The sequence below is a fragment of the Aeromonas sp. HMWF017 genome (assembly GCF_003061465.1).
Taxonomy (GTDB): domain Bacteria; phylum Pseudomonadota; class Gammaproteobacteria; order Enterobacterales; family Aeromonadaceae; genus Aeromonas; species Aeromonas veronii.
This window is the reverse complement of sequence record NZ_QAJD01000154.1, coordinates 1-662: the sequence shown is the minus strand read 5'-3', so window position 1 is coordinate 662 and position 662 is coordinate 1. Positions and strand designations below refer to the sequence as shown.

Sequence of the window (662 nt, the reverse complement as noted above, 5' to 3'; positions counted from 1 at the left end):
CCGTGCCTGCCCTGCTGCCCGCCTTTGCCAACGCAGCCTGGCTCGACACCATGCCGGAGTTCAACCCGTTCAAATACAACTCGTTTCCGGTCAACGGCGCGCGCCAGTCCTATCGCCTGACCCACGCCATCCAGCAGCAGGTGCGCCAGCTGGCCGCCAGTGGCGAGCTGGCGGCGTTTCCCCCCGCCCTCACCTTCCAGTCGGTGATGGACTACACCGTCAGCACCCGCTCCATCATTGCCGATCTCTACCACTACCTGCCGGCCAACGGCAGCGAACTGGTGCTGTTTGATATCAACCGCAGCACCCTGTTTGGCCCGCTGATGAGCTCGGCCTCCGAGCTGGCGCTGCACCGCTTGCTGCCAAACGCCCCTCAGCACTATCGCCTCACCGTGGTGGGCAATGTGGACCCCGCCTCCCCCGCGACGCAGGCCAGAACGCTGGCCTGCGCCGACCAGCCTGAGCATATCCGTCCGCTGGGTATCGACTATCCCAAGGAGATCTACTCCCTCTCCCATGTGGCGCTCCCCTTCCCGATGGACGACCCCCTCTATGGCATGGCAGCGCACCCGGAGCAGCGGGAGCAATATGGCATCAATCTCGGCGGTCTGGCCCTGCGTGGCGAGCGCGGAGTGCTGATCGTCAACCCCGGCGCCCTCACC

1 pseudogene is annotated in these 662 nt (G+C 65.7%); it reads left to right on the top strand.

From position 1 onward, the window contains the following. Window positions 1-662: pseudogene (locus DBR30_RS22395) on the top strand (alpha/beta hydrolase); the annotation flags it as partial.